The sequence below is a fragment of the Methylobacterium oxalidis genome (genome assembly GCF_007992195.1).
In the GTDB taxonomy this organism is placed as follows: Bacteria; Pseudomonadota; Alphaproteobacteria; order Rhizobiales; family Beijerinckiaceae; genus Methylobacterium; species Methylobacterium oxalidis.
In genome coordinates this window covers 21808-40319 of sequence record NZ_BJZU01000004.1, presented here as the reverse complement: position 1 = coordinate 40319, position 18512 = coordinate 21808, and the positions used below count along the sequence as shown (strand labels likewise).

21 protein-coding genes are annotated in these 18512 nt (G+C 63.5%); 11 read left to right on the top strand and 10 right to left on the bottom strand.

The annotated features are described in order from the left end of the window. The first annotated feature begins 175 nt into the window (after positions 1-175). The 7 genes from MOX02_RS01845 to MOX02_RS01815 all read left to right on the top strand — a co-directional run bounded on the left by MOX02_RS01845 (position 176) and on the right by MOX02_RS01815 (position 4663). Positions 176-544: an SPW repeat protein gene (locus tag MOX02_RS01845; RefSeq protein WP_147024024.1), complete on the top strand. Its 369-nt coding sequence runs from the start codon at positions 176-178 to the stop codon at positions 542-544. A gap of 355 nt (positions 545-899) precedes the next feature. Continuing rightward, entirely contained in the window at positions 900-1154 is a 255-nt protein-coding gene (locus tag MOX02_RS01840) for a hypothetical protein (RefSeq protein WP_238178965.1), read from the top strand. Positions 1155-1436: 282 nt separating this feature from the next. Then, positions 1437-1781: a DUF6894 family protein gene (locus MOX02_RS01835; protein ID WP_147024022.1), complete on the top strand. Its 345-nt coding sequence runs from the start codon at positions 1437-1439 to the stop codon at positions 1779-1781. 215 nt (positions 1782-1996) lie between these two features. Continuing rightward, a complete protein-coding gene (locus MOX02_RS01830) occupies positions 1997-2302 on the top strand; it encodes a hypothetical protein (RefSeq protein WP_147024021.1) in 306 nt (101 codons plus the stop codon). A 667-nt stretch (positions 2303-2969) separates the two neighbouring features. Next, positions 2970-3218 carry a hypothetical protein gene (locus MOX02_RS01825; RefSeq protein WP_147024020.1) on the top strand — a complete coding sequence of 83 codons (249 nt, stop codon included), beginning with the start codon at positions 2970-2972 and terminating at the stop codon, positions 3216-3218. A 168-nt stretch (positions 3219-3386) separates the two neighbouring features. Then, the gene (locus MOX02_RS01820) at positions 3387-3734 is read left to right on the top strand and encodes a GYD domain-containing protein (protein ID WP_147024019.1); all 348 of its coding nucleotides are present in this window, start codon (positions 3387-3389) and stop codon (positions 3732-3734) included. Positions 3735-4240: 506 nt separating this feature from the next. Further along, a complete protein-coding gene (locus tag MOX02_RS01815) occupies positions 4241-4663 on the top strand; it encodes a YciI family protein (protein ID WP_147024188.1) in 423 nt (140 codons plus the stop codon). Between the two features lie 824 nt (positions 4664-5487). Here the strand turns inward: MOX02_RS01815 and MOX02_RS01810 are convergent. Then, a complete protein-coding gene (locus tag MOX02_RS01810; RefSeq protein WP_147024018.1) occupies positions 5488-6582 on the bottom strand; it encodes a calcium-binding protein in 1095 nt (364 codons plus the stop codon). 710 nt (positions 6583-7292) lie between these two features. Next, the gene (locus MOX02_RS01805; protein ID WP_147024017.1) at positions 7293-8183 is read right to left on the bottom strand and encodes a DUF4214 domain-containing protein; all 891 of its coding nucleotides are present in this window, start codon (positions 8181-8183) and stop codon (positions 7293-7295) included. A gap of 564 nt (positions 8184-8747) precedes the next feature. Here MOX02_RS01805 and MOX02_RS01800 point away from each other — a divergent pair. Next, on the top strand, positions 8748-9296 hold the full coding sequence (locus tag MOX02_RS01800) for a formaldehyde-activating enzyme (RefSeq protein ID WP_147024016.1): 549 nt from the start codon (positions 8748-8750) through the stop codon (positions 9294-9296). Between the two features lie 112 nt (positions 9297-9408). On the opposite strand, the gene MOX02_RS01795 is transcribed toward MOX02_RS01800, so the two are convergent. From MOX02_RS01795 to MOX02_RS01785, 3 genes are read right to left on the bottom strand one after another with little or no spacing between them, the layout of a single operon-like run. Then, positions 9409-10782 carry a DUF3618 domain-containing protein gene (locus tag MOX02_RS01795; RefSeq protein ID WP_147024015.1) on the bottom strand — a complete coding sequence of 458 codons (1374 nt, stop codon included), beginning with the start codon at positions 10780-10782 and terminating at the stop codon, positions 9409-9411. Then, on the bottom strand, positions 10779-11174 hold the full coding sequence (locus MOX02_RS01790; protein ID WP_147024014.1) for a phage holin family protein: 396 nt from the start codon (positions 11172-11174) through the stop codon (positions 10779-10781). Before MOX02_RS01790 ends, MOX02_RS01795 begins: the two co-directional genes overlap by 4 nt. A gap of 8 nt (positions 11175-11182) precedes the next feature. After that, the gene (locus tag MOX02_RS01785) at positions 11183-11626 is read right to left on the bottom strand and encodes a hypothetical protein (RefSeq protein WP_147024013.1); all 444 of its coding nucleotides are present in this window, start codon (positions 11624-11626) and stop codon (positions 11183-11185) included. A 398-nt stretch (positions 11627-12024) separates the two neighbouring features. On the opposite strand from MOX02_RS01785, the gene MOX02_RS01780 reads away from it, so the two are divergent. Further along, positions 12025-12498 (top strand): Ros/MucR family transcriptional regulator, encoded by a 474-nt coding sequence (locus MOX02_RS01780; protein ID WP_170267627.1) that lies wholly within the window; start codon positions 12025-12027, stop codon positions 12496-12498. A gap of 872 nt (positions 12499-13370) precedes the next feature. Further along, positions 13371-14747: a DUF4214 domain-containing protein gene (locus MOX02_RS01775; protein WP_147024012.1), complete on the top strand. Its 1377-nt coding sequence runs from the start codon at positions 13371-13373 to the stop codon at positions 14745-14747. Between the two features lie 375 nt (positions 14748-15122). Here the strand turns inward: MOX02_RS01775 and MOX02_RS01770 are convergent, their stop codons facing one another. The 5 genes from MOX02_RS01770 to MOX02_RS01750 all read right to left on the bottom strand — a co-directional run bounded on the left by MOX02_RS01770 (position 15123) and on the right by MOX02_RS01750 (position 17834). Continuing rightward, on the bottom strand, positions 15123-15371 hold the full coding sequence (locus MOX02_RS01770; RefSeq protein ID WP_147024011.1) for a hypothetical protein: 249 nt from the start codon (positions 15369-15371) through the stop codon (positions 15123-15125). A 1009-nt stretch (positions 15372-16380) separates the two neighbouring features. Next, the gene (locus MOX02_RS01765; protein WP_238178966.1) at positions 16381-16689 is read right to left on the bottom strand and encodes a hypothetical protein; all 309 of its coding nucleotides are present in this window, start codon (positions 16687-16689) and stop codon (positions 16381-16383) included. 79 nt (positions 16690-16768) lie between these two features. Then, positions 16769-17017 carry a PilZ domain-containing protein gene (locus tag MOX02_RS01760; RefSeq protein WP_147024010.1) on the bottom strand — a complete coding sequence of 83 codons (249 nt, stop codon included), beginning with the start codon at positions 17015-17017 and terminating at the stop codon, positions 16769-16771. Positions 17018-17077: 60 nt separating this feature from the next. Further along, positions 17078-17329, bottom strand: a complete 252-nt coding sequence (locus tag MOX02_RS01755; protein ID WP_147024009.1) for a pilus assembly protein PilZ — start codon at positions 17327-17329, stop codon at positions 17078-17080. Between the two features lie 148 nt (positions 17330-17477). After that, positions 17478-17834 carry a PilZ domain-containing protein gene (locus MOX02_RS01750; RefSeq protein WP_147024008.1) on the bottom strand — a complete coding sequence of 119 codons (357 nt, stop codon included), beginning with the start codon at positions 17832-17834 and terminating at the stop codon, positions 17478-17480. Between the two features lie 342 nt (positions 17835-18176). Between MOX02_RS01750 and MOX02_RS01745 the strand changes: the two genes are divergently transcribed. After that, complete coding sequence (locus MOX02_RS01745) at positions 18177-18431, top strand: DUF6489 family protein (protein WP_147024007.1); 255 nt, start codon at positions 18177-18179, stop codon at positions 18429-18431. Positions 18432-18512: the final 81 nt, after the last annotated feature.

Here is an 18512-nt window from a genome sequence, read left to right as displayed (position 1 = left end):
CCCGATCGTTGATCCACGATGCAGTCAGTTTTATAATGTCCCTAAGGCTATCACGCCTGAGAACTTGCGGGCGGACCCGTTGGCCGAAGACTGGACAAGGTAACGCGATAGCCCTGCGGAGAAGCGCGTCGGAGGCCAACTGTGCCCCAGGTTGGTTGATCTCGCGGAGGCGCAGATGAGAACGATCGCGAACAAATCCGAGGATGCGGCGCTCAACACGGCCAACATCGTGCTCGGCGCCATCCTCTTCCTGGCCCCTTGGGTGGCCGAATTCGGCTCGGGCAACTACGCGGCCATGAACGCCTGGATCTGTGGCGCCGCCATCGCCATCGTGGCGATGCTGGCGATCAATCAGACCTACGATTGGGAGGAAGGCGTCACGCTCGCGCTCGGCCTCTGGACGGCCGCGGCTCCCTGGGTGCTCGGCTTCGCCCATGTTCAGAACGCGATGTGGACCCACCTCGCTGTCGGTCTCCTCGTCGCCGCCATGGCCGGCGCCGAACTTTGGAGGCTCTACCACGCTCCGGAGGCGCGTTCGGTCTGAGCGGCAGAGCGCATCGAAGTCGCTGAGGCGGAGGCCGGTGCAACCGGCCTCCGCCAGCCGCTCAGCTGCTGCGACGGGTGCGTCCTGCGACGGCACGCACCCACGAAGCTCTGCGGCTTCCTCTCGATCCGGATGGTTCGATCGCGTCGAAAGGAAGCGCAGCATGCGCGAGTGTCCCGGGCCCGGAAGCGGAGAAGAACGGCTGAGGCGGTTGGGTCAATGCTTGCGAAAGTACACTGGTCCAGGGCCTGGGATCCTTAGAGAACCTTCTGTGATTAGCCTCGTTTTCTCACCAAAGCTGCTAAGGCCGCGTCTCGGTCCTGCAGCCAAGGAGGAGGTGTCGATGAGGCATGTCATGTTTGCTTTCGGTCTCGGAGCGGCGACGCTCGTTCTGGGAACTGCTGCGCAGGCACAGGGCATCTTCCGAGGCGCCGAGATCGGTGCGGCCCGCGGCGAGCGAGCCGCAGGACCGATCGGCGGCATCATCGGCGGAGCGCTCGGTGCCGGCATCGGCGGCGTGAACGGTGCACTCGGGATTCGGCCGACCTACCGCCGCGTCTACCACGCGCCCCGCCGTTCCTATTACCGCCGGACCTACCGGAACTACTGAATCCGCGTCGCGCGGTCAGAGGCAGGAATGGGAGGCCGGAACCCCATTCCTGCAGACAGAGTTGTCTGGCGCTCCGATCGCATCGGGCAACGGTGCGATGCCGCACGCCGCGCCTGTCGGCCCACGATGCGCACACCGAGATGGTTCATATCTAAACCATTGTGTCTGAAAGAGATTTTGCGATTTATTGATTGTAATGATCGGAGTTCTGCGCCGCCTAGCGTACAGTTTTATACGTAATGCATCGGTGTTTATCAATTGAAGGCTTGTAAAATCTCTCGTATGGCAGCCGCGGCGTGCGTCGCTGCCGCAATCTTCCCCGATCAGTTCTTCCCCGAACGCAAGTCGCCCTGCCAGAGTTGTTTGATGGCCCGCTATTTTTTCGACGTTCACGAGACCCATACATCGATCATCGACGACGAGGGCGTGGATTGCCCCGAGGCGTCGGACGTCTCAGAGGAGGTGCTTCGCGCGCTCTGCGAGATCGCGGCCGACAATCCCGCTCGGTATCTCGATCAGAAGCTGCGGATCATCGTCAGGGATGAGGACGAAGCTGTGGTACTGACCGCGTCCCTCGGCCTGACCGTCGCGTGGCACAGCGAGGGTGCGGCCACGAAGGCGGCTTGATCCTCACCCTGCAGGTGAGCGGCGGGTCACGGCGTATTCTCTCGCACCCGTGTGCTCCCGGTGCGATTGGTCGGCCGCGCCAGCGGCCCCACGGCCGATCGGCAGCGCGCCGCCCGCAATCTTTCTGACCGTGTGCCACGCAGCGCCGGCTTTTGAGTTGATGTGTCAGTCGGCCGCCAAATGGCCGACGCTCGGGCGTCTCAGGAGACACGGCCGTGCACATCAAGGACGTTCAGGGCATGGTCGCCAGCGGCGACCTCAACGAGATCGAGCGCGCCTTTCGGGCACTCGTGGCCTACCCGTCGGAAGAGGAGGTCTCGGGCGCGAGCTCGAAGAGCCTGCTGCTCGCGTTGGACCATGTGAGCCAAGCCCTGCTCACCGATTTCAACAGCATGCCGCCGCAGACCTGCGCGGCCCTTCGCGTGCGAGTGGGCTCGACCTACCGCGACGGGGCGGGGGACTTCAAGGCGCACCACGCGTGGTGGCAGGGGCGCCTCAACGCCCTGTGCGGTGGGCATTGATCCTTCGCCTGAAGGGGCAAGAGGAGCCGGGCGGCCGCGGATTTTTCCAGTCGTGCGGCGAGCGACGCTGCCTCACGCAAACTCGGCCGCTTGTGCGAGAGCGCCGCGCGACAGGAATTACGTCGGCTTCGTGGGCGAACCGCTGGGCGTGGCGACCGGGCAGGTAAGATCCTGGCTGCTCGGCAGCTTCGATAGGCTGCGATCGAGCTCGCGCATGATCCAGCGCTTCACACGTAGTTTCTGAGACCGCGTCATCGCTGCCTCCTACCAAGAACTACATCGTCAGAGCCTCTGGTTAACGATTAGTTAACACCGCAAATCATGTCAGCACTGTGGTTGAATTTGCAGCGCGTGTTGCAGATTGCGCCGGCGCCTCCCGAGCGGGTGGGTAGAGCGCCTATGAGGGAGCGGGCCGTCGGCTGGCTGACGCTCGGCCACTCAGCCGCCGCGCTGACGACGGATGAACGAGCCGGATGCGTCCAGGTTGGTGACAGGCCGTGAACCGGGCAGCCTCGGTGCAAAGCCCGTCGGAACACGGCTTGTGGCTCCTGAGACGATGGCTCGGCCATGCTTGCTGCGGCAGGCTCAGGCAATCAAGACGTTGGGATGATGCGGCCAGATCCGCTCGACCGATGGTTGGCTGGCAGCCTCACCCATGGAGCAGCGCATGAACACGAATGACCCGGACACGCTCGATGACATGTCGCGCCTGCACGCGAAACTGATGGCGATGGAGATCGTACTGGGCGTCCTGATCGGGCGACTGTCGGAGGAGAATCCTGAGGTCCGAGAGGATGTGAAGCGGGACGTCTCGGTTCTGCTGGCCGACATGGCGGGGGGCACACCGAGCGAGGAACTCATCGTCGATGAAGTGCGCCGGGCCGCTGAGGTGCTGACGAGCGTGGCGGTGGGCTGAGGAACAGCATCTGCGGCACGTCGCGTCGTGCTGCGTCGCTTCGCTGCCGTGAGGTCCCGCCGATCGCGATCTCGTTGCGCAAGCGTACGGACCGGCCGGGTGTGTGAGCGTTGAGCTAGAATCCGAGAGGCTCGGCGTCGCGTCACGGGCCGAACTTGGGAGGAAGCCATGCCGCTGTTCATCACACAGGGACGCTTCACGACGCAGGCCGTCAGGGGGATGATGGCCACTCCGGAGAACCGCGAGGAGGCTCTGCGCGAGCTGATCGAGGCCTCGGGCGGTACACTCCGCGGCTACTACTTCACGTTCGGCGAGTACGACTTCCTGACCATCTCCGAAGGGTCGGTCGAGGGGATGGCGAGCGGCCTCATCGTCGGAGCGGCCACGGGCGCGGTCACGGACCTGAGAACTTCGCTCGCGATGTCGGCCCATGAGATGCAGGACGCTTTCAGCGCAGCAAGCAAGGTGACTGAGCGCTTCAAGCCGGCCGGGGCTCCGCGCGGTTCCGCCCTCTGATCACCGAACGATCGACGTCTCGCCGGAGAGCCTCGGGCTGCCGGCGAGACGACCTCGATAGCGCGCACGATTTCCAGCCAGTTTGCATTCCCGTCGGCATGCATTATTCCAAGCTCGGCCGTAACGGCGACACACCCGAGGAGTTTGGATGACCTTTGACGCGCAGCCTGACCGCCCTGTTTCGCAGCTCGCCTCAATCTCCGATCAGAACCACTCGACGGCTCCTGAACCCGTTCCCGCGGCTCAACCGAGCCTCGAACCTGCCTCGTCAAACGACTGCAGTCTGCCGGCGCAAACGCCCACGAACGCATTCGAGGGATTTGGCTCATTTTCCGGCTGATGCTGGCATGATCAGTCGTCTCTGAGAGAAGCCCAGGTGGCTGAAGGCTGAAGCTTAGATCCCTCCGCAAGAGTCGCTTACGGTGCTTCGCGGTTCTCGCGGAAGGATTGTGGCTGCCGGTGGACGAGCGCCGTCGATCCGGGCGCGATCCTTGAGGGAGACGCCAATGCGCGTGATGGTTCTCGTGAAGGCGACGAAGGACAGCGAAGCGGGCATGACGCCCTCGCGCGAACTCCTCGAAGCCATGGGCCGGTTCAACGAGGACCTCGTCGACGCCGGCATCATGCTGGCCGGCGAGGGGCTCCATCCGTCCGCGACAGGCAAGCGGGTGGCCTTCGACGGTCCAAGTCGCACCGTCATCGATGGGCCGTTCGCCGAAACGGGTGAACTCGTCGCTGGTTTCTGGCTCTGGCAAGTCCGCGACATGGACGAGGCCCTCGAGTGGGTGAAGCGCTGCCCCAATCCGATGCCGGGCCCGAGCGAGATCGAGATTCGGCCGGTGTTCGAGGCGGCCGACTTCGGCGACGCGATGACGCCGGAAGTTGCCGCGCAGGAGGATCGGCTTCGCGAGAAGATGGCTCGCACCTGAGCGGCAGATGCTCAGAAATTGCCTCCGCGTTTCTCATCCTGTGTAGAGATCGAGAGGCCGTTGCCATTCAAGCTCCGCTATCGGCGAGACTGCCGAGGGCGGGCTTGAACGACAAGGGGCCCTACGCTGATGCATCTTGCCCGGGGAGACCCCTGCGAAGTGCACGTCGTGCAGATCGACCTAACCGGACCGCGGGCATCACAGCTCGGCGTGCACAGTTGAACGGAGTGGTTGAAGTCGCGGCGAGACCTCGTGGCTCGCTCAGCGGTCAGGACGGCTCGCCGAAAGATCGTGCTACCTTCCGCAACGAAATTAACTTAGGTATTTTCGCGAAGCGCGTTCAAGCTGCAGCTTGGGGCTGCCGAGCGGTCAAGATGCTTTCTTGAGTTATCGGTGTGGCCCTGCTTCAAGAAAGTCTCCTAAGCTGGATTGACAGGGCCACTTATTTTTCCTGTGCGGTCCTCCGCATCGAGAGCTTTCTACACCCGAGACCGGCGCGTCTAAAGCGTGGGCGGTCTGACTGACGGCATCGGCCGGCAGCTCGCGCAGAGCGTATCGGCGCAGCGGCAGGGTGTTTCTGATCTTCTCAGAGAATGGATGGTGCGCCTTGCCCTGGGCGGTGTCCCTCGCTGAACGATCCTGATGTGCTCCCTCACCGGCGCTGACACGCCCACGCGCATTTGACCCAAGGCTGCGTAATCCGCGTGAGCCATTCGCCGACTTGATCGCTCCTCTGCGCGTTTCAGCAAAGAGCCCCGCAGCTCAGCGGCTGCGGGGCTCGAGGCTCTGTGCGAGGCTGGACCTCAGGTGGTGCTTACCCGCGCTCAGGCGAGGAAGGTGCCGTCAGCGAAGGTCTGCCGTCCCTCGACCGCACCAAACTCCAGGTAGTGCTGCAGCGGGTTGAGGCCGGCGGCCGCGACGTCGGGGTTGGCCGCAAGATACGCGCTCGTGTCGAAGTTTGCAGAGGGATCGCGGCCCTCCTTCCAACCGAAGTTGAGATAGTGCTCCAGCGGGTTGACGCCGGCTGCGCGGACATCCGCATAGGCAGCGAGGTAACCTGACGTGTCGAAGAACGCGTTCGGATCGCGTCCTTCGCGCCAGCCGAAGGAGTTGTAATGTGCTTCCGCGTCGAGACCCGAGTTGAACACGTCCGGGTTCTGGCTGAGGTAGAATAGGTCATCAACGAGAACGTTGCCATCGCCCTGGACAATCGTCCGATCCCCGAACTGGAACACTTCCGTATTCTTAACGGTGTCTGTGCCGTTGTTGCCCGCGCCCCCGACAGTCACGAGAGAGCCGGTGGCATCGATGTCAGCTTGCAAGAAGTTGAAGGCGAAGATCGCCGTGTCGCGGCCCAGCCCACCGTCCAAGATGTCGCTGCCGGCCCGTCCGTTCATGACATCGTCGCCGGCGTCACCGAAGAGGACGTCGTTGCCCGCTTGGCCATCCAGCAGATCGTTCCCGAGATCGCCGTCGACCAAGTCGTCTCCCGGTCCTCCATCGAGGAAATCGTCGTCGTCGCCGCCGGCTACGAAATCGTCGCCCTGTTCGCCGTAGACCTGATCGCGTCCCGCCTCACCGACGAGGAAATCCCGACCAATGCCACCGGCGAGAAAGTCGTCGCCCGGGTTGCCCGCGGCGTAGTCATCACCGTCTTCTGTGAAGATGCGGTCGTTGCCGGCCTCGCCGATGATCTGGTCGTTGCCGCCGCGACCGAAGATCGTATCGTCGCCGGGCCCTGCCGCGATGTAATCGAAGTCGGCACCGCCCGTGATCGTGTCATTGCCATCCTGGCCGTCGATGCGATTGAAGCCACCGGGATCGGTGATGGTGTCGTTGCCCAGAAGACCGAGGATGATGTCGTCGTCGTTCGTGCCGGTGAGGTTGTCAGGTCCGTTGGTGCCAGAGATCGTCGCCATCTGAGCGTCTCCCTATGCTGTGCATCACGCATTCAGCCGAGAGTGCAACCGGATACCGAGGTTCGTGGATCCATAACGCAGATTAATCGTCGTGCTTTTGTAGAGCTTATGGCCAAGATGCGTCTGCACGGGCAGCCTTGTGGAAGCGGATTGAGGTTTTGAAACGCGACAACCTGACGCAACCGAGTTCGCATCTGCGAGAGCCCAGTGACCGAGTTGCTGTGATCTTGGCCATATTGGCAGTCTGCGGACAAAAACTCTCCCGCATTGCATGTGCTTCGCTGCGGCTGCTTGGATGCTCTGGCTGCAGCGCCGGTCGCGGTCAGCAAGACAATCCTTTCCGCGATTATAACTCCGTTCAAGATGGACGTGAGGAGTGCGCGTCAGTGTATGATGCGACGAGCGTGATTGCAGAGCCGGCGGATCCGAAGCGTTGGCATGCTGAGCGAGAACACGGCAAGGCGGCTTCCCGTACCATGCGGTGTGAGATGATGCGGCAACTCCGCCTCGACAGCCCGATCCTCTGCATAATCTTGATACGCTTGCGAACATCAGCCTTGTTCGGGCTGCCGGGGCTGACCCTCTTCGGCTTGCAATGACCCTCGCCTCGGCCGGCGCCGGCTGAGCTTGGCCAGCCCCGATCAGCCCCCGCGCCCGTCATGCTCGCGGGGGCTTGCCCTCGATGATGCGGCGGCGGCCCGCGCGGGTGCCTAAGTGAGAAGCCAGCCCTCCTCGATGAAGGTGCTGAGATACTCATGAGCCTCGGCGCTTTCGGATATACCGACGGCCACGTCCGCCCGCGTCAGGCTGCTGGAAGCCAGGGCGCCCTCCCAGTACTGCGCGCCTCCGGCGTCCGGGGCTCGGCCCAGGGCGCCCGCGTAGAGCGCGTTCACATACTCTGCGTCCGTCGGCGAGGTCGGGTACAGCGCCGAATATTCCTGGGAGAGCAGGAAGGCCTGCGCCACGGACGACAACGAGGTGCCGAAATCGACCTCCGTATGCCACCATTGGAGGCCGCCGGGATCGGGCGAGCGGTCGAACACACCGTAGTAGAGGCGTGATATGTCCGAGGCCGTCGGGTCGGGCACGAAGATGCCCGCGTCGAAGGCGAATTGCAATTGATCGATGTGCTCGGCCGAGAACACGAAGCCGTCCGCCACAGCTGCGCGCGACAGGCCGTTGTTCAGGGCTGCGGTCCAGTACGCGGCGCCTGCCGCGTCGCTCGGGCGGCCCAGTACCGTCTGGTAGAGTTGTTCGACATAGCCCGCGTTGTCGGGCGCGTTGAAGTTTGACTGCCCTTCGGGCGAACCGAGGATGCTCTGAGTCACGCCCTCGAGAGATGCCCCTTGGTCGAGAAGCTTGAGCCAGTAGTCGCTCGATGGATCAGGGTCTCGCTCCAGCAAGCCGTTGTACAGAGCGTAGACTTCGCCGCCGGGACTGCTGACGTAATGGGTGTAGTAGCCGAACCACGTGTAGTTCTCCGAGCCGGGATCGGGCGGCCCGTTGCCAGACGGCCCCTCCTCGTTGGTGACATCGGGGTCGATCGGTGTTCCGGGTGACCCACCACGGCCGATTGAGAAGTCCGTGAACTGGTATGTCATGGCGTCTATCCATCTGGATTGCCGCCCCCGCTTCACGCTTTTGGATTGCTACGCCTCTATGTGGCTGGTCGGCTGAGCCGGCAATCGCGTCAAAGCTGGCGTCAGTCGTGATGCTGTGCGCCCACTAATTTATAGTGTCAGATGTTATGTACGCTTCAGAACTTTCCGCGCGTGAAACCTTGGCTATTGTTGGCTCTGCGAGCATTTGGCCAATTTAGCTTGTCCATATCTGGGTTGATGCCAGGGCTCGCGCAGGTGCGCTGCCACGCGGCCTTCGCGCGGCGCCTTCTGGTAGGGATGCGGGCTCCGGCAAGCGGGCGTGCGATGGCTGGCGGTGCTCGAGTCTGCGGGATCGAACGCGTGCGCGTGTGGCTTGTTCTAGGAGGCCGGCGTGCTCGGCCTGGGTCGAAGCTCGCTTCGGCGACGAGGGGCTCGACCGAGGAACGAGGCCCGAGTTGAACGTTTGGGCGGCGGGGTGGACCTGCCTCGGGCACCTGTGAGACACCCCGGCCGCGCTGATCGGCTCTCGGTCAGCGGGCGGATTGAGCAGGACGGATACCCAGCATGAGCGAACGCATCATCCTACGCGCCGGCGAGGCCCTCGTGGCGGGCGGACCGCCCAACACCGCCTCCGAGCCCGAGGTCATCATCGGAGAGCTCGACGGTCCGGTCGGCACGGCGATCGCCACCCTCACGGGCGATCAGGTCGTCGGGCACAGCCGCGTCTTCGCGCTCCTGAACACCGACATCATGGTGCGCCCGGTGACGCTCTGCGTCTCGAAGGTCAGCGTCACCGAGTCGAAGTACACCTCGATCCTGATGGGCACCGTCCAGTACGCCATCGCCAACGGCGTGCTCGACGCGGTGCGAGCGGGCTACCTGCCGAAAGACCGGGTCAACGACCTCGGCATCATTTGCTCGGTGTGGCTGAGCCCCGGCGTGATCCAGGCTGAGAGTGTCGACCACAAGGCGCTGTTCGAGATTCAGCGCAAGGGTATGACCGAGGCGATCCGCAAGGCCATGACCAACGAGCCGTCGATCGACTGGCTGCTCGAGAACCAAGACAAGATTGTCCACAAGTATTACCAGATGGGAATCGACGGAAAGATCTAAAGGTCATTTGGGCTCGGCAGCCGTCATGACGACGCTGTTGTGCCCGGTGCTGTGCGAACGCTGGCTGAGCCGCGACACTGACTCCCCGCGAGGGCTGGGGGCAGCCCGGTCCTCATAGGTCGGTAGGAGTCCGTGGCTCAGTCGTCGCTCGGCCGTTCTCCTGCCGGCGTAGCGCGCCCATCACCTCGTAGGCGCGCAGCCGAGCTCGGTTGATAGATCCGAGCGGTCGGTGCGCCGCGAGCGTGTGGGCTGGGCAGAATGAGAGCTCCTCCTCCTTTGCGATTTGCCCAAAGGTGTCCTGAGCCGGAAGGACGAGGCGGGCGACGGGCCGGTACGGACTCTCCGCCTCGGGCCACTCCTTGCTCGCGTCCTCGATCGGCATCCGCTGGGGATCGGTGCAGAGCTGAACCGCGACCTCGTACTCGGCCGGGTTCGTGTGAAAGTAGTCCGTGACGGCCTTGCGCAGGGCGTCCTTGTCCGCGCTCACGTCGATCATCTGGCCGATCAGCGCACGCAGCTTGTCGGTCGCCGGTCGGACCGCAAGCTTGGCCACGTAGTCGCCGTACCGCAGGGGCGTCTGGCTGTAGTAGGCCTCCCCCAGCGGGTGGAACGGCGGATGGCCGAAGAAGTCGAGATTGGCGCTGTTCAGGCCGACGGCGTTCAGAACCGCGTTCGTGGCCCGCGAGGTAGCCGACACGGCCTGCTTGACGGCCTCAGGCGCGGGCGTCGCCTTCTGCAGGGCCGTGATCGTGGCCAGGAACGCCTTGGCGTTCGGAGACGGAAAGACCTTGCCGGTGTCGAGGACGAAATCCTGGGTGACCTCCTCGTCGTGTTTGGCGAGACGCCCACCCTCCACGTCGAAGATCTTGATGGCCATGCCGCGCGGTGTGGAGACGTTGCGGTCGTCCAGGTACTCGCCCGGCACGTGAGAGAGGCGCACGAGGACCGGATAGGTGCGGGGCGCCGCGAAGAGGCCTTGGCGCAGCTCCGGCGGCAGGCCGTCCAGCACCCGCAGCTCGCCCTCGGCCACCCCGTGGCTCTTGGCGTGCGAGGTGCGCACCGCCTTGCCATAGCGCTCGCGCGTGATGCGCCCCTCGGCTTGCATCGTGGCGATGATGCGCTCGATGATCTCGTCCTCGCCCGCCTCGCGCCGCTCCAGGAAGTCGGAGTAAGGAACGTAGTGGCGCGGGAGACCGTCCGGTCCGACGAGGCGGAGCCGGCGCCGCTCGGCCTCCTGTCGCACGGCATCGTAGAGCAGGTAGCCGAGACCGGCGCCGATCAGGAGCGTCGGGACGAGGTTCTCGCGGGCGATGTCGAGCAGGCGCCGCGCGCCGTCGTTCGCCGCTTGTGCCGGCCCAGACGTGCCGACGAGGTCCTCGGACAGACCAGACACGCTGAGGCGGGATTGCAGGCTGCCGAGGGTCTGATCGAGCCGGGCGCGGCTCGCCTCGACCTCACGCTCCAAGTCGTCGGCCGATCTGCTCATTCACCTACGCGCTCCGTGATGATGCGGGTGTCCTCACGCAACGACTGCTCGGTCCGGGTCGGTTCCAGGGCTGAGATCGAGGCCTTGCTGCGCCCCCACAGCGCCAGGCCGACGGCGATGACCGCGAAGATTGCTCCGACGATGAGGGCCGCGAGCGCCTCCGAGTGCAGCAGGACGGCCAGGCCCTTCACGAGGGCGAGGATCAGCACCAGAAGCCCGGTCAGGGCGAACACGCCGGCCGCGATGAAGAGGCTGAGCCCTAGGCCGAGCTTGTGCACTCCCTCGCCCATCTCGGTGCGGAAGAGGACGATCTCCTTGGACACGAGCTCCTGCGTCTCGCGGATCGCGTCGCCGACGAGGGCCGGAATGGATCGGGACTGAGGATCGGCCATGGGTGATTCTAGATGTCCGGGGTCGGGAAGACGTCGACCGGCACCACGGAACGGGAACGTGGGATCGGCCTGATCTTGGACGCCTTGAGGAAGCGGAAGAGCGCGAATCCGGCGAGCGCCGCTGCCGCGAAGGTGACGGTGGGGCGGCGCCGAATAGCCGCCTCGACCTCGTCGTAGAGCTCGCTGGTAGTGCGCCGGTTGATGTCTGCGGACAGCTCCTCGACGCCTTCGGCCCCGCTGTCGAAGAACGCCTTCAGGTGCGGCGCGCCCTCGAACCTTGCGCCGCCGTTGCGAATGGCCTCGGCCACGTCCGAGACGGCTCTGGCCACATCCTCTTTCCGCTTCGTGACGTAGCTGGCTGCCTGGCTCCTGATGACATCGGCGAAGTCAGGCCGTTGGTCCGTCTCCGGGTGGGCGGATTCAGGTGCGGGTTCCTGCGCGACGTCGGCCATCAAGCCTCCTCAAAGCCCGCTCCGACGGCTGAGGGGCATCAGAGGGAACGGCATGCGACAGACGCAGTTCCGGTTTCCCGACCAGCCCGCGACCACGCCAACCGGTACCCGTGCCTCCCAAAGCGTGGCCAATGCTGCTGACAAACGAGTATGGGGTGCGCCCACCGCTTGAGGCATCAGCCGAAGAAGCGCCGAAGCTGCAGCGCGCGCTCACCGACGCGATGACGACGGATATCGCCCGAAGCAGGCGAGGGTGAGGATTACTCGGCCAGATCACGGCTCCAAGCGATCTCCGGTGGAAGCAATTATTTACTGGTTCCCTGCGATGCCCTCTTGATCTGCCAGGCAATATGATGATCTACGCCGCCTGGAGGGCGCACGAACTACGGATCTACAACGTGACAGAAAATGCTCAGGGGCAGAGCCCCGACTTCGTTGAGCTCGCGGCCGACATCGTCTCGGCCTACGTGACCAACAACTCCCTGCCGGTCGCTGAACTGCCGGCTCTGATCGCCAGTGTCCACGCGGCGCTCAACGGCCTCGCGACTGGTGCGCCTCAGGCCACCGCCGAGGAGGTGGCCGAGAAGGCCACGCCTTCTCAGATCCGCAAGTCGATCACGCCGGACGCGCTGGTTAGCTTCATCGACGGCAAGCCCTACAAGACGCTGAAGCGCCACCTGGCCGGCCACGGGCTCGATCCGCATACCTACCGCCAGCGCTACGGCCTGCCGAGTGACTACCCGATGGTGGCGGCGAGCTACGCGGCGCAGCGTTCTGAGCTCGCCAAAGCGATCGGCCTCGGCCGGCCCGGCGCGCGTACCGCTGAGGCTGAGGAAGCTCCGAAGAGCCGCGGACGTCGCAAGGCAGCCTGACCCATCTCCGTGGCGTCCCGGCGCCGAGCTGGGACGCCACGAAATCGAGGGCTTCGCCGGGGCGGAGGCGGACCAGCCTCTTGCCCGTGCGGAGCGTGCTCTCTCCTCACGCCGCCCTGTCTTCTCGGCTGTCCGCGCTCCCAGGACGGTTGCCCCCTGCGCTTCTTGTCCGCGTCCTGAGTGTTGTGCTGGGATGCGGCATTGTTCTGGCTGAGCCGCTCGCGGGCGTAGCGGCCGCGGGCACAGCGGTGCCAGCGCGCCACATGGCCGGGTTGATCCGGCAGGCTTGAGGCTTGCTGCCAGCAAAGGCGAGCGAGTTACAAGCAGCAGAGCGGAGCAGCGGATCAGCCGCATGCCGCTAACGGATCAGCGCAGCGCGATCTCTCAGCCGACAAGAGAAAGATCCTGCAAGCTGCGGCTTGTTCGAAGCACTGAGGCGCTTTCGCCACTTTGCCCTGTTCGTCTATGCCAAGGAGTTTTGATGCGGGCGTTGGCTTGTATAGTTCCTCAGCTGCGCTCCACAGCTCGAACAATCCTACTCCACGCAAATCGACGAGCAGACTGATTGCCAGAAATTCAAGTTGTAAAAAACATAGGTTACCCCGCGATTGTTAAGAACTGATTCCTTGATCCCTCCGAGTGATGATTTGCTGCAACAGGAGGATGGATTGCGTCTCCAATTTGTGTGGGGCAGTCATGACCTGGGTTCTCGTACGACAAAACCAGTGCTACCGCTGATCGGCAAATTCCAGATGTGGCCAACGCTGTTCTTGTTGCGGCGCGAACGGGTCTGCGCGCGCATGGACCTCTGGAAAAGAGGGTCGAAAACAGTTTGATCCGTTGTTCCTGAGGCTAAAGAATGAGGGGTAGAGATGACGACTTTCATATGCCTTCAGCCAGCCGATGCGCCCACCCTTGATCTGTATGGGTATTATAAGAACGCGGCTTATACGAACCAGACGGCAACGGGCTTTACTGCCATTGTTGACGCCAGCACTTATATCGATCTGACTGGCGCAGGCCTGACGTATCAGTTCGGCTTTCCGGTATCAGGAACGACGACGTCTGCGACGTTGTACAAGAATGGCTCTGCCGCCTACGTCATGAGCGGCTTCGCCATCACGATGGAACAAGCCGCCATCTACATGTCGCAGGACCCGGTCACGGTGAATAAGTCCGTCTTCGCCGGCACCGATACCATTGTCGGATCGGCCTTTGACGATGTGCTGGACGCGTGGGGTGGTGATGATACCCTCACGGGAGGTGCTGGGAACGATACTGTTCTCGGCAGCGAGGGTCGGGATACCGCGGTGTTCAGCGGCAACCGGTCGGATTACACGATCTCCAGCCACGTCGGCGCCAACGGGCAGATCGAGTTCACGGTCGTCGACGCGACCGCAGCGCGCGACGGAACCGACACGCTCCGCGGCGTCGAAGTCGCGACATTCGCGGATGGATCGGTTGAACTGACCGTCGCGCCTCAGGCCTCGTCCTTCGGCCAGGTTGCCACGGGAGTGGGCTCGGCCGGCGGACAGGTCTACGCGCTGTACGAGGGCCTGCTCGGGCGCGCCCCCGATGCCGGCGGCTTGGCATACTGGGCCGACCAGTTCGAGCACGGCACGCCGGCACGCGACCTCGGCCAATTGCTCCTGTCCTCTCCGGAAGGTCAGGCGCGGACCGGAGGCCTCAGCAGCGGCGAGTTCGTCAACCAACTCTATCAGACCACACTCGGTCGCCCGGCTGACGGCGGCGGGCTCGCCTACTGGACGGATCAACTCGACAACCGCGGCGCGCAGCGCATCGATGTCGCCAACGGCTTCGTCTTCTCGGCCGAGCACGTTTCCAGCTTGCAAAGCGCGTTCGACGCGGGCGTCTTCGTGGCCGACAAGCAGGCAGGGGATGTGGCGCGCCTCTACTACACCATGCTTGACCGCGCCCCCGATGCGGGCGGCCTCCAGTACTGGGCTAATCAGCTCGAGAACGGCGGCTCCATCAGCGACCTGGCGAAGGCGTTTCTCGGCACACCGGAGAACGTGTCGAAGTACGGCAGCATGCAGAATGCCGCCTACGTGGACGCGCTCTACGACAACGCGCTCGGTCGCCCGGCGGACGCGGACGGCAAGGCGTACTGGACGAACCTGCTGAACGGCGGCACCTCGCGAGCGGATCTCGCCGTGCTGCTGTCGGACAGCGCGGAGTCCCACAGCGTGCATCTCAGCCAGATCGAACTCGGCTGGCACCTCGCCTGAGCCGGGCCGCTTCGCTAGCGCACTGACGCCCGCCCGGTTCGCCGCGGCGGGCTCCTCCCTATCTCTCCCTCGGCGCCCGTCCTTCGCTCGGCACCCGAGCTTGTGGGGTGCGGCGGCGATCTCAGCCTCGCTCGCGGAGATAGTCGGGCCGATCGGCCGCATGCTCGCCAATGACCGTGCGCCCGAGGCACTGGCTGCCACAAGGGCGCGCGCCGAGCAGGCCGGCCTGCCTCAGCCCCGATCATATTCAATGCCGGGCTGCACATGCCCATAGTGATACGTGCCCGTGCATGGTCCGAGCCAGCGAAGGTCATCGCTCGGCCGAGTACGCCGGATCCTGATCAGGACGCCGCTGCAGGACTCCAGCGGCCTCGCTCACTCGAACAGCATCACCTCAAGAGTGCGCTGTCCTCTCCAGCTCACCGTGCACGGGCGGGGTTTGAAGTCTGGCTCCATGGCGAGGCTGAACCATTCCGGCAGATCGCGGGCCAAATTCGTCGCGATCAACGCACGATCCTTGTTCGTGAGGACCGCCTTGCATTCATACGATCTCGGCCAATTTCTCAGAAATATTTCCGCTTCGACGGGCGGCGGCTGCGCGGCCCCTGTGACGTATGTATTCATAATATTTGTCCTGTTTTCATTGCAGGCCGCAATGATGCCGTCGCAAACCTACAGGGATGGTGTCTCAAATCTATCGAATTGTCTGTTTGCTGTGAGAAACTCATTTCCTGCGGTGGCAGGGGCCGGCCTCACCGGAACCGCAACATGACGCCGCTCAGAACGGTGCTGAGAATAGGGGCGAAAAGTCAGTCCGCGCTTGCCGACAGGATTTCCATCAGACGCTGTCTGGCTGTGTAGACAACACGGACGTCGGTCCCGGGGATCATGAGGTCGGCAATTTCCGCTGCGTCGGCTGCTTACGCGACTCAGGCATCCGTCGCTGCGGCGGTGACTTTGTGTTTCTCGTGCGCGGCCGAGGCGATGGCCTGCGTAGTCATCTGCTCGGCCAGAAGCGTGAAGCCCGCCCCGGCGAGCCTCGGATCACCCTTGGCAATCTCATCGAGCCGTTCAGCGATCAGCCGCGTGAGCGCTCCTGCCTCGGACGTGTGGCGTTATGAAACGATCAGTGTGCCGACATAGCAGTCGTCTGCGCCTCATTCAGAGCGGCTTGCACGAGATAGCACAGACACTCGTCGAGGGAGCGCAAGCTCTCCTCGGAAATCTGTGCTGCCGGCCACGTCTCTCCGATTGAGTTCAAATCTTCCCTGATGCCGGCCAAGAGACTGGGCGCGAGTTGCGAGACAGAGCCAGGATGGCGTCTCTCGCACGCGATGATCAAGGAGATGACGGCTTCGCAGAGGACAACGAAGCCAACGTCGCTCGCAACCTCAGCGTTATTTTCAACGCAATAAGTCATGGCGCCAACTCCCGCCAGACGGATACATTCTTAATGGTTAATGCACCCGCGACACTGCGTCTACCCGGTAAAAAGTTTGCGTCGGGCGCCGCACGGTAGTTGCTAATACTTCTGAGGATTTTAGAACTAATCCGAGCGCCTACCAACGTCCGCTTGGCAGGGGAGGCTGGTCGTGACTTCCCTGCTTAAGCTCCAAGGTTTCAGGGAAGGCGCTCAGTTCTTCATCGAGGGCGGCGGTCCGAGGGCCATGCCCTTCGCCTTGATCTCGATCATCTGCATCAGCTTCTCGTCTGCGCCCTCTGCCCGCCACCCCTCGATCGCAGCCTGGAGGAAGGCGGCAAAATCTTCCCGGCTCATCACGCCCTGCTTCTCGAGGAAGGCGATCAGAGCATGCAGGATGGCAACGGTGGCATTGTCGGTCGCGGCAATCGTCTCGGCCTGTGCCGGCGTCATTGCGGTCCCCCAGCTGTTGAGGTGCGTGCGAGAGGTAGGCACGCCGCCGCTCCTCTTGAAGGCGGCCATCGAGAATAGCTCGGCTCGGGAGGTGCGGCCGTGGACGTTCACCTGAGCGGTCGACTTCCCTGCTTGCGACGTCGTGCTCTCAGATCGTGAAAGCCACACCGAGCCGTTGTCCGGTTCGCCGCACCACGAAGCAGCTGCGAACGACGCCGTCCGCGTGGACAACAAGCTCGAAGGCATCGGGCGCGGTGCAGGGCGGCTCCACCTCGATCAGTGCTCCTGCCTCCGACATGTTCCAGACGAGGCAGGGAGTGTACCGCGATCCGCCGAAGAGAAGCTCACCAGAGCTGAAACACTCGGCCCGTTGTTCCTCATGACGCTCTGCATTCATCAGCTAGTTCCTCCCATCTCACTTTCGTGCATCTCTCGGTGTGGTCGTGATTCCCGCATCTCAGAGCACGAATGAGACGCCGATCTTTCTGCCATCGCGCCAGGTTTGCACGGCATTGCGGTCGAGGTTCAGGGCGGTCGCGACAACTCGGAATTGTTGCGGCGGGCAGGCGTGCGCCTCGACCTCGATCAGCGCACCGAAGTCCGAGACATTCCAGATCAGGCAATCCAGGCAATGCGGTTCTTCGTGGAAGAACAGCGACCCAAGTTTGAAGGCGTTCCGACGCGATGCTTCCCGGCGCTCGACGAACATCGCACGACTCCAAGTGGCCCCTTCCGCCTGTTTAGCCCATCACAGGTTAAGTCTGTCTGAAAGTATACAGTGCGGAGCGACCAGCCCTCGCTGTTGAGAGAGGGGCCGCGCGACCTCGGCCGGGCGCAGCGTCGGCCGTGGTGCGATGTCATTCGCGGCCCAGCAATTCCGCTACCCTGTCGCGCAGCGCTGTACGCTCGGCTTCAGCTTCTCTGAGCCTACGTGCGTGCCCCAGCATCGTCAGATCAGCCGCCGAGTGCCGCAGGAATGCGACGCCCGCTTGGTCCGCCTGACGCCAGGCCATCCGCACACGGCGCGTTTCACCCATCTTGTTGATCATAAGGTCGAACTGTTCGGGCGCGTTGACCGTATCGCTGAAGATCAACCTTGCGCCGTCATCGGATATGTCTCGGATGAGACAATCGATGGTCGAGCAGCGATTGTTGAACACAATGGTCGCGCCGATGTAGCTGCGACGACGTGGAGTTCTACGGCGCTCCTGCATGGCGCTCTCTCCCAAAACGAAACAGGGGCCGTGATTAGGCCTCTGTTAAGCAAGGCGGCCGCCATCCGCTTGGCTCGGAAGGCGCGGTCGTGGGCGCTCTTCTCATCCACTGCTTGTTCCCGGGCACCGCGTCGTGCTGCGGGTGTGCCGGGAATGGTCGAAGACTAGCTATTGGTCGAAATCTGAAGCTTCGTTAGGATTGCTTCCTCGCTTCTCGCGGTGTCGGGCGATCTCGCCGCAAACCAATGCCGCGTTGAAATATCGTGCGGGGCAGTGATCGCCCGCGAGGGGACGCCATATATGCCCTCTCGTTCGTTCGATCAGCGCACGGGTCTCCGTCCGATGAAGATGAATATCGAGATCGATTGCACTCCCGAGGAGGCGCGAAGGTTCTTCGGTCTGCCCGACGTTCAGCCCATGCAGGCGAAGATCCTCGCCGAGATGGAGCGGCGGGTGGTGGCCGAGATGGACCGCCTCTCGCCTGACGCCTTGATGAAGAGCTGGATGTCTCTGGCCCCTCAGGGCGCCGAGCAGTTCCAGGATGCCTTCACCCGTATGTTCCAGCAGGGCTTTGGCGGTACGAAGTCGCCCCGGTGATTTGTGCGGTCAGCCTCTGCGCAGCTATCTGGCCGGGCAGCGCCACCCTCCTCCCGATGTGGTTTTTGGTGTAAAGGTGTG